The organism is Mesorhizobium sp. M7A.F.Ca.CA.004.12.1.1 (assembly GCF_003997835.1).
GTDB lineage: Bacteria > Pseudomonadota > Alphaproteobacteria > Rhizobiales > Rhizobiaceae > Mesorhizobium.
Genome location: NZ_RZRK01000901.1, coordinates 1 through 2,385, shown reverse-complemented (window position 1 = coordinate 2,385; position 2,385 = coordinate 1). Strand labels below are relative to the sequence as shown.

At 62.2% G+C, this 2,385-nt stretch carries 3 protein-coding genes; 1 reads left to right on the top strand and 2 read right to left on the bottom strand.

Annotated features, from left to right (window positions below):
* The coding region (locus EN984_RS31455) for an extracellular solute-binding protein (RefSeq protein ID WP_127384213.1) at positions 1-605 on the bottom strand (605 nt) is incomplete at its 3' end.
* 259 nt (positions 606-864) lie between these two features.
* On the opposite strand from EN984_RS31455, the gene EN984_RS31450 reads away from it, so the two are divergent.
* A complete protein-coding gene (locus EN984_RS31450) occupies positions 865-1,836 on the top strand; it encodes a sugar-binding domain-containing protein (protein ID WP_127384212.1) in 972 nt (323 codons plus the stop codon).
* Positions 1,837-1,865: 29 nt separating this feature from the next.
* Here EN984_RS31450 and EN984_RS31445 read toward each other — a convergent pair whose 3' ends face one another.
* On the bottom strand, positions 1,866-2,234 hold the full coding sequence (locus EN984_RS31445) for a hypothetical protein (RefSeq protein ID WP_127271283.1): 369 nt from the start codon (positions 2,232-2,234) through the stop codon (positions 1,866-1,868).
* Positions 2,235-2,385 lie beyond the last annotated feature (151 nt).

Here is a 2,385-nt window from a genome sequence, read left to right as displayed (position 1 = left end):
CCATTGCCGCGCACGCTGACGGTGTTGTTGGTCTTCAGCTTCTGGAAGAAATCCCAGCCATAATTGGTATCGCCGACGAAGCCCGAAAGCAGGTAGGCGGCCGCACCCGAATAGAGCGGGCTCGGCATGACCAGGCCATCTGCATAGGCCGGCTTGGCGAGATCTGCCCAATGCTGCGGCTTCTCGGTCGCCGCGGTGTTGTAGACGATGCCGGTGGTGATCAGCTTGCTGCCGAAATAGGTCTTGCCGGCATCATAGGCATCCGCTTCGATGCCTTCGAGCTTTGCCTCGGGATAGGGCAGCAGCCGGTCGTCCTTCTTCAACAGCTCCATCGAGACCGCATCGGCGATCAGAAGCACGTCGGGCTGCGGGCTGCCGGCGGCAAACTCGGCCGCCATCTTAGTCAGGATATCGCTCGTTCCCGAGCGATAGATATTCACATCGATACCCGGCTGTGCCTTCTTGAAGGCATCCACGGTCTTGGCCGCGTCGGCTTCCGGCTGGGACGTGTAGAGCGTCAGTGTTTCGGCGTTTGCCACGCCGGCAAACAAAGTTGCCGCGAGTGCCAGCTGGCTGGCCAGCAGCTTGATGAAGTGCGTCTTCAATGAGACCTCCTGTCTTGTCTGTGCATGACCGGTCCGGCTCTGGCCGGCTCCCCGTCTCTTCCTCCCTGCACGGCGCATATGACTGGTGGATGACACAGCGCGTGAAACCCACAAAATATGTTCATATGTACGATGTCAATTACAAATGAACAGAAATGTGCGACAATCGACACGCCGAAGATCCGGCATCAGTTGACATCCGGCCGGTGTTTCCTTGATGAGCACCGGGCAGGCCACGGCTCATGAGGGACAGGAACCGATGACCACAGAAAAACCCAGACAGGCTCGCCTGCCGATGGTCTCGTCGGACCTTAACGTCAAGACGGCATGGCTCTACTATGTCGAAGGTTTCACCCAGGAACAGATCGCCGAAAAGCTCGATGTCTCCAGGGTGAAGGTCATGCGTACGCTGGCCTCCTGCACCGCCGAGGGCATTGTCGTCACCATGATCAACGCGCCGACCGCCGGACAGGTGGCGCTCGAGCGGGAACTGGAAAAGCGCTGGGGTCTGAACGCCGCCGTCGTCATCCCGACGCCGTCGGGGCATGACCATCTGGAGAAGGCCATCGGCCATGCCGTCGCGGCCTACCTCGGCGAGCAGATGCAGGACGGCATGACGCTGGCGATCGGTGGCGGCCCGACCCTGCATGCCAGCCTCGGCTTCCTTGCCCGCCGGCAGCTGAAGCGTGCCTGCGTGGTGGCGCTCGTCGGCAGCCTGCCGCACTCGCAATGGATCAATCCATCGATTGTCGCAGCCAAGGTCGCAGACGTCTTCGAGGTCGACAGCTACCAGATCACCGCGCCGGTGACGGTCGACAATTCCTCGCTGCGCGATCTCCTCTGGGCGCAGCCGACCCTGCAGGATGTGCGCCAACGCGCGGCCGCCGCCGACATCGCGCTGCTCACCGTCGGCGACATGTCGCCGGACGCCACCATCTTCCGGCATGGCATCGTGCCGTCATCGCTGATCGCTCCGCTGAAAGCGAAGGGCGCGGTCGCCAACATGCTGTGCTATTTCGTCGATGCCGCCGGCGGGCTGGTCGACCACGAGGTCAACAGCCGCGTCATGGCCATCGATCTCGATGTGGTCAGCAACGTGCCTAATGTCGTTCTTGCCGCGGGCGGCAAGCGCAAGGTCGCGGCGATCCTCGCCGCGCTGAAAGCCGTCGACACCAACGTGCTGATCACCGACAGCGATACCGCCACGGCGCTGCTTGCCAAGGGCGGCTGAGCCGGTTCGACTGGCTCCGGTGTTTCCCGCTAAATGAGCCCGCGCTCGCGCAAAAAATCCTCGACACCGACATGGGTCATGGATTCGAATTCGGCGACCGCCTCGGCCACCCGCTTGCGCTGCGCCGCCAACAGTGTGAACACCTGCTTCATCTCGCCGGAAACACCGAAACGGCTCCACCGCTCGGCGATGTGGGTGGGCAAGCCGATGTCGGCGCAGAACGCGTCCAGGCTGTCATAGCCGAGGCTGGCGACGAGCTGCCTGGTCTCGTCCGCCGACATGCGCGGCTCGAAGGCGTGGTCGTGCAGGCGCTGCGCCACCAGCTTGATGTCGGATGGCGACGCGCCCATGACCTTGCCGAACAGGGTTTTCACGTCAGACGGGTCGAATGCAGGCATATTTTGGCCTCCCTGGATCGCAATCCAGATAGAACATGGGTCAAGGGTCGGCGCCTGACAAGTCGTTTCTGTCGTAAGCCGGCGCATCATTCGACGCCGGCTTCTGCTTGATGGATCAGACCAGCAGGCCCATCGGATTTTCAAGGAGGTT

What these genes read in the sequence shown, in the direction of transcription:
- EN984_RS31450 (WP_127384212.1), top strand. Translation starts at nt 865, where the DNA reads ATGACCACAGAAAAACCCAGACAGGCTCGCCTGCCGATGGTCTCGTCG.
- EN984_RS31445 (WP_127271283.1), bottom strand. Translation starts at nt 2,234, where the DNA reads ATGCCTGCATTCGACCCGTCTGACGTGAAAACCCTGTTCGGCAAGGTC.